Source organism: Umezakia ovalisporum Ak1311 (assembly GCF_029891685.1).
Lineage (GTDB): Bacteria > Cyanobacteriota > Cyanobacteriia > Cyanobacteriales > Nostocaceae > Umezakia > Umezakia ovalisporum.
This window is the reverse complement of sequence record NZ_JANQDJ010000020.1, coordinates 1-6621: the sequence shown is the minus strand read 5'-3', so window position 1 is coordinate 6621 and position 6621 is coordinate 1. Positions and strand designations below refer to the sequence as shown.

General features: G+C 41.7%; 7 protein-coding genes and 1 pseudogene. 3 read left to right on the top strand and 5 right to left on the bottom strand.

What is annotated here, in order from left to right; all coding sequences use genetic code 11:
• Window positions 1–492 precede the first annotated feature (492 nt).
• Window positions 493–2013 (bottom strand): DNA repair protein RadA, encoded by a 1521-nt coding sequence (gene radA / locus NWP25_RS03205; protein WP_280651519.1) that lies wholly within the window; start codon window positions 2011–2013, stop codon window positions 493–495.
• Window positions 2014–2184: 171 nt separating this feature from the next.
• Here radA and rpaB point away from each other — a divergent pair, with 171 nt between their 5' ends.
• The 3 genes from rpaB (at window position 2185) to NWP25_RS03190 (ending at window position 4304) form a co-directional block, all read left to right on the top strand.
• On the top strand, window positions 2185–2913 hold the full coding sequence (gene rpaB, locus NWP25_RS03200) for a response regulator transcription factor RpaB (protein WP_280651520.1): 729 nt from the start codon (window positions 2185–2187) through the stop codon (window positions 2911–2913).
• A 55-nt stretch (window positions 2914–2968) separates the two neighbouring features.
• Window positions 2969–3610, top strand: a complete 642-nt coding sequence (locus NWP25_RS03195; RefSeq protein WP_280651521.1) for a cofactor assembly of complex C subunit B — start codon at window positions 2969–2971, stop codon at window positions 3608–3610.
• A 175-nt stretch (window positions 3611–3785) separates the two neighbouring features.
• The gene (locus NWP25_RS03190) at window positions 3786–4304 is read left to right on the top strand and encodes a DUF456 domain-containing protein (RefSeq protein WP_280651522.1); all 519 of its coding nucleotides are present in this window, start codon (window positions 3786–3788) and stop codon (window positions 4302–4304) included.
• A gap of 179 nt (window positions 4305–4483) precedes the next feature.
• Here NWP25_RS03190 and nblB read toward each other — a convergent pair whose 3' ends face one another.
• From nblB to mutT, 4 genes and pseudogenes are all read right to left on the bottom strand, one after another.
• Window positions 4484–5146, bottom strand: a complete 663-nt coding sequence (nblB, locus tag NWP25_RS03185) for a phycobilisome degradation protein NblB (RefSeq protein WP_280651523.1) — start codon at window positions 5144–5146, stop codon at window positions 4484–4486.
• 40 nt (window positions 5147–5186) lie between these two features.
• Window positions 5187–5420: pseudogene (locus tag NWP25_RS03180) on the bottom strand (HNH endonuclease); the annotation flags it as partial.
• A 70-nt stretch (window positions 5421–5490) separates the two neighbouring features.
• On the bottom strand, window positions 5491–5949 hold the full coding sequence (locus NWP25_RS03175; RefSeq protein ID WP_280651524.1) for a CBS domain-containing protein: 459 nt from the start codon (window positions 5947–5949) through the stop codon (window positions 5491–5493).
• A 94-nt stretch (window positions 5950–6043) separates the two neighbouring features.
• Window positions 6044–6472 carry an 8-oxo-dGTP diphosphatase MutT gene (mutT, locus tag NWP25_RS03170; protein WP_280651525.1) on the bottom strand — a complete coding sequence of 143 codons (429 nt, stop codon included), beginning with the start codon at window positions 6470–6472 and terminating at the stop codon, window positions 6044–6046.
• Window positions 6473–6621: the final 149 nt, after the last annotated feature.

Below are 6621 nucleotides of genomic sequence, written 5' to 3'. Positions count from 1 at the left end.
TACCGCGTGATTTTAATGGAGCCGTGGGGATTTTCCTCAAGGCAATGTGGGATACCACCTTCACTGACTCAGTTGGTGATGTTGTACTGGATGTTCACGATATCTCAAATGTCGGAGAATGTCTCGGTTAAAAGTATCAGTAATCTACACCTTGACAATGATGGGTATACAGTTACATTTGCTAGTTGTAGTTCCCAGTCAGGAATGGGTAAAATCCACGCATACACTAGACAAATCCTAATTTAATAGGACTTACGCAGCTGGTACAGCCTATGGCTAAATTAAAGTAAATTTAAAAAACAATGCTGTTAAACTTCCTGGAATTAGATGGGAGAATTTAGACGGTGCCGTGAAGTTCCCACAGATACCACAACCAAGAATCCCCCGGCTTCTAGCTTTGGGGGGTGTCAAATGCCCCAAGGGGTCTAATTTAAGTGGACTCGTTGAACCAAAAATATCGGCAGCTTTAGCCCGGAGAGCGGGTCAATGGTCTTAATCTAGTTCTAAATCGCTGGCTTCTAAGATTTGGTGTGGGATGGCAGCAATAATTGCATCTATTACTTTAGAGACCGGCAATATCTCAATGTTATAATCTGGGTATTTCTGTCCTTTAGGAACAATTGCTCTTTTAAATCCCAGTTTGGCTGCTTCTTTTAATCGCAGTTCCATTTGAGAAACTGAGCGCACTTGTCCACCCAAGCCCACTTCACCAATTAAAACTGTACCGGGATCAACTGTTCTATCCCGGAAACTGGCAACAATGGCGATGGCAATTCCTAAATCCACAGCTGGTTCTGCTACATTCAACCCACCAGCGGAGGCAACGTAGGAGTCTAGTTTTGACATGGGAATTCCCACGCGTTTTTCTAGGACGGCGAGAATTTGCACTAGGCGGTTGTAGTCTATCCCAGTACCAGCACGCCGGGGGGAAGGGTAACTGGTGGGACTGACTAAAGCTTGTAATTCCACAACGATAGGACGAGTACCTTCGCAAGCCACGACAATTGCTGTTCCCGGGGCAGGATCGTCACGGTTACCTAAAAATAGCTCTGAAGGATTGGACACCTCTTGCAGTCCATGTTCGATCATTTCAAAGATGCCAATTTCGTGAGTAGCCCCAAAACGATTTTTTACTGTTCTTAATAACCGATGGGAGGCAAAACGATCACCTTCAAAATACAATACTGTGTCTACTAAGTGTTCTAAAACTTTCGGTCCTGCGATCGCTCCTTCTTTGGTAACGTGTCCCACAATTAACATGGTGATATCTTCATGCTTTGCCACTTTCATCAGCGCTGCGGTACATTCCCTAACTTGTGCTACTGAACCTGGTGCGGAGGTCAGTGCAGGAAAGAATACTGTTTGAATACTATCAATTACTGCTAGATTGGGTCTGAGGGAATCTATTTCGCGTAAAATCTCTTCTAAATCTGTTTCTGGTAATACATACAAATCTGCATTCTTACTTTCTTCCTTTTCTGCTGTAATGCTGTCATTTTCATCATCTTCATCTTCCCTTTGCATGGGTAGTTCAGGTGTTTTTGATACTCCCAAGCGAGAAGCTCGTAATTTGACCTGTTGTCCTGATTCTTCCCCAGTGACGTAGAGAATGCGGTATTTCTGCGCCAGTTGATTCGATACTTGTAGTAGTAAAGTAGATTTACCAATTCCTGGATCACCGCCAATTAGAACCATTGAACCGGGAACAATTCCACCTCCGAGGACCCGATCTAGTTCCGAGTAACCAGATTCCCAACGGGCAATTTGGCGATCGCTGATTTGATCAAATGTCAGGGAAGCTCGCGCTTTTGCTGGTTTAGCAGGAGATTTGCCGTTACTCTGATTTGTTTGCCAATTGCTAATCCCTCCGCGAGAAGGTATATCTACTAATGATTGGATAGAAATCTGCTCTTCTAAAGAATTGTAAGTACCGCAGGCGGGACATTTGCCAAACCATTGAGAAGATTCTGTTCCACATTCGTTACAAATGAAAGAGGTTTTGGGCTTTGCCATTCTGAAAATTTAGTCAATAATCTTAATATTTACTTAATTTTTTAAGTTACCTGAGAATCAAAATATAGTGGGACATACAGCTGTTTCTCAATCGATTGATCGAATGATATCTTAATATTATGGTATTAAAAATTCATCATGATAAATTTTAGTTAGGGAGCGTTGAAAGACTTGGAAAGCCATAAAGAAAAAATCCTGGTGGTAGACGACGAAGCCAGCATTCGCCGGATTTTGGAAACGCGCCTTTCCATGATTGGCTACGATGTAGTAACGGCTGGAGACGGGGAAGAAGCTTTAGATACTTTTCGCAAAGCTGAACCTGACCTGGTAGTGTTAGATGTAATGATGCCAAAACTTGATGGCTATGGTGTATGTCAAGAATTGCGTAAGGAATCTGATGTCCCGATTATTATGCTAACAGCCTTGGGGGACGTTGCTGATCGTATCACTGGTTTAGAATTAGGTGCTGATGACTATGTAGTCAAACCATTTTCCCCCAAAGAGTTAGAAGCAAGGATTCGCTCAGTCTTGCGAAGAGTAGACAAAACTGGAGCTTCGGGTATTCCTAGCTCTGGAGTGATTCATGTCGGTAACATTAAAATAGATACCAATAAACGGCAAGTTTACAAAGGCGATGAGCGTATTCGCTTGACAGGGATGGAGTTTAGCCTTCTAGAGTTGCTGGTGAGCCGCTCTGGAGAAGCATTTTCACGTTCAGAAATTTTGCAAGAAGTGTGGGGTTACACACCAGAACGTCATGTGGATACTCGTGTGGTAGACGTGCATATTTCTCGTTTGCGGGCCAAATTAGAAGATGACCCTAGCAACCCAGAGTTAATTCTCACAGCCAGAGGTACTGGTTATTTGTTTCAGAGGATAATTGAACCCGGTGAGGAATAAAAAAATAGGGAACAGGGGGAGAAGAAATTTTCTAATGACTAATGACTAACTGCTAATGGCTAAATCTGATCCCAATGTAATTATACGGCGTTTACCCTTAGCTGTTGGTGGGTTAGGCGCTACTCTTTTATTAATTAACCGTTTGCTGACTCCAGAATTAACGGAGTCACAAGCGCGTGGGGATGTATTAGGCGTCATTTTGAGTGCAGTGTTAATTTTAACGGGTTTAATTTGGCAGCAAGTACAACCGCGATCACCCGATACTGTAGAGCTGATTGGGAAAGAAGGTTTTGAACTAGCAGCAGATTTACCAGACACTGTAAAAACAGAATTAGCTTGGGCATCCCATTTATTATTGACTAACACGGTAACAAGATCGCTGATTGTACTTTATCAAGGTCAAACCTTACTGCGTCGGGGTATTCTGGGTGCTAAATCGGAAGTAGTACCAGGGCCCATCTTAAAACGAGTCTTGGAAACACAAAGGCCGATTTATTTAGTTGCTTTAAAGGTGTATCCAGGAAGAATTGAATTTGATTATTTACCGGAAAATACCCAAGGTGTAATTTGTCAACCGATTGGTGATCATGGTGTTTTAATTTTAGGAGCTAATGCGCCCCGCAGTTACACCAAACAAGATGAAAATTGGATTGCTGGAATTGCTGATAAATTAGCAGTGACACTTAAAGAACTCTGAGTAAAAGTCAATCTCAGGAGTTTAATGTAGTCCCTCCTTTGCGCCAATTCCAGTCCGGGATATTCCCCGATGGGTACAAGAAAGCCAAAAAATTCAGTAACTAAGAGCAAAGCTTACTTTTTGCACTTGGGTAAAACAGCAAATCTCTGAAGGTCATTAAACATTATTAAAAATTATGCAAGTTATTTATTGGCTAGTAATAATGATTATGGTGGTGGGAATCATTGGTTCAGTGGTTCCCGGTGTTCCTGGTAGCAGCTTGATTTTAACTTCTATTATTATTTGGGGATTGATTAGCAGTTCTTTTGCTGCAATTAAAATATCGCTGATTGTCACAGTTGTAGTTTTACTTCTGAGTATTGCGGTAGATTTTTTAGCTAGCTACTTAGGTGCACAAAAAGCAGGTGCTAGTAAGTGGGGACAGATAGGCGCAATGGTGGGCTTATTACTGGGATTTTTTGGTTTATTACCGACTTTACCCTTTGGAGGACCCTTGTTAGGAATTTTATTAGGACCTTTGCTAGGAGCAATTGTCGGTGAATTTATTTATCGCCGTCAATTATGGTTAGCAATTAAAGCGGGTGTGGGAATTATAGTAGGTTCACTGATTGGAAATTTAATTCAAGGCTTGTTGGCCATAGCCGCAGTGGTAGTTTTTGTACTGACAACTTGGCCTCAAGTTTATGGAGCTTAAGTACATCAACGTAAATCGCCCAAACCCACTTGGGGGAGGTTTAGACTTCTGTACTCATAGGGGAATGTCGTCAGTGTAAACACAATTCTTGATGATGGTGGGCAAGATAAAACCATGGGAAAATTGAAGGAAATATCCAACATGATTCTGTTAATCTTGCCAGAAGTTGAATCACCTACTCAAAGTGACGGCAAAGATTGTTTAGCTTCATTTGCCACCGCTTCCACTTTATCATTACAGAGAGTTTCTAAAATCGATTTGGCCCCTGGACCACCTAAACGGGTCAGGGCTTGAACGACTCTATAGCGAATTTGCCAATCAGAGTTGCTAGCAAAAGGCGCCAAGACGGGAATGGCTTCAATATTTCCCAACTCACCTAAAGAACTAATGGCGGCTGTTTGAATTAATTCATTATCAGAAGAAAGTGCTTGTTTGAGTAGTTCAAAGGCTCGTGGATCACCTAACTCACCTAATGTAGCAATAACACTGAATTTTACCAGCCATTCTGGAGTTGTGTTGTACAGTTGCTGTAAATCTTCAAAAGCATCGTGGAGCTTCAACGCGCCCAAACAATCAGCCGCTGCTGCTTGAACATCAGGTTCGGGGTCATTCAGCAGATTACGCAACACATCCAAAGATAACTGTAAATTTTGCGTCCCCAGAGTATCCATCTGACTTACTGCTGAGTATCGCACTCGCGAGTTACTATCACTCATAGCAATTTGAATCATTTCTAAAGCTGTTGCTGGCTCCAGGTCACGAGCTTGGTTTACTGCACGTAAGCGATCGCCCAAATCTTGAGAACTTAGCATTTGCTTTACCGACTCAGGAGTAATACCCATTTAATTTTTCCTAATTTTCCAAATTATTAAACTAAGCCGATCAGTCACCCAACCGAATCGTCTTCAAAACCGTGGGTGAGACTTTGGCCTCATACGGCTCCTCAATGATATGGTTCTTATCATGAATACCTGTTAGACTTCGATCATTGGCAGTCTTTTGGTCATGGCAATGTCTATGTAATAGTTGTAAGTTATTATATTCATCCTTTCCTCCTTTTGAGAGTGGAATGATATGGTGTACTTCCATTGCATTGCCATCCCCAAGGTAATGCCCACAGTGGGGACATTTACCCTTCTACCTTTTGAGTAATGTCGATATTCTTTTAAATGACTAATGACTAATATTAACTAGCTGCCATAGCCCGAACAATATCACCACGGGTAAGGATACCAACTACCCGACCCCAGCTGTCAATTACAGGTAAGCGGTGAACATTACGCTCCTGCATCAGGTGCGCTGCTTCCTTTACAGTTTTGTCTGGAGAAATACTAATAGGATTTGCGCTCATCACTTCCCCAACGGTTTGTCCCAAGACCTTGTGTAATTCCCGTTCGTAAGTAGCAGGATTTTGTAAATAGATGACGCTATCGAGAAACATAATGTACGCCGGAGGAGTCACACCAGTTTCTTGCCACATTAAATCTGTTTCGGAAATAATTCCCACCAATTTACCAACATCATCTACAACAGGTATGCCACTGATGCGTTTTTCTGCCAGAATTTGGATAGCTTCTCGTAGTGGAGTTTCTCTTTGCACCACAATTGGGTCACAGGTCATCACATCGGTAACTGTTTTAGGCATTTGCTTGCTGACACCTTGATCAAATTCTCTGCAACCATTGTAGAAAATTGCAAGACTCAACCTGATTCAGTTAATAGATTGTTACGGTCATTGGTCAATGGTCATTGGTCATTACTTCCTGCTTTAAAGCTGCAATAATTTGACTGTTGGCTTCAGGAAAAGTAAAATTTTCTAGGTCATTTAATTTTACCCAGCAAATTTCATCGCATTCTATGGTTTGAGGAATGCCTGTAATCAGACGACAGTGATGCACAGTTAGGGTAACACACAAGTGACTGTAAGTGTGATCAATAGTGATCAAATGCCTTCCCACTTCAATTTCTATTCCGAGTTCTTCTTTAATTTCCCGTTTAATACATTCTTCGATAGTTTCACCATGCTCAATTTTGCCTCCAGGAAATTCCCACAGACCGCCCATTGTACCTTTTGGAAGACGGCGATCAATTAAAATTTGTTCATCGTGGTTCCAAATCACAGCCACACCAATATTTTTGTGAGGTGGGAAACAACTAGTTGCAGTCATATCAGTAAATTCACAAGTGTTGAATGTTAAGAAAGAGGTGATAAAAATAGCCCAAAATATGGTAAATTCTGGGCGAAGTATTAAAATAGAATAATTGATAATGATTATAAATTCATTTCCCAAGATTGTCAAAGACATCCTCAGACCGT